Raw genomic sequence first — 202 nt, 5'->3', positions numbered from 1 at the left:
AGCGGCGAGCGAACGGGGAACAGCCCAGAGTCTGAATCAGCGTGTGTGTTAGTGGAACGGTCTGGAAAGTCCGGCGATACAGGGTGATAGCCCCGTACACAAAAATGCACATGCTGTGAACTCGAAGAGTAGGGCGGGACACGTGGTATCCTGTCTGAATATGGGGGGACCATCCTCCAAGGCTAAATACTCCTGACTGACC

The 202-nt window shown here is 55.0% G+C and carries 1 rRNA gene; it reads left to right on the top strand.

Annotated features, from left to right (window positions below):
• Positions 1-202: ribosomal RNA gene (locus tag WFN61_RS21050) — 23S ribosomal RNA — on the top strand; the annotation flags it as partial.

This window comes from Pseudescherichia sp. AS216, from assembly GCF_037152055.1.
Classification (GTDB): domain Bacteria; phylum Pseudomonadota; class Gammaproteobacteria; order Enterobacterales; family Enterobacteriaceae; genus Pseudescherichia.
This window is presented reverse-complemented; position numbering and strand designations above follow the sequence as displayed.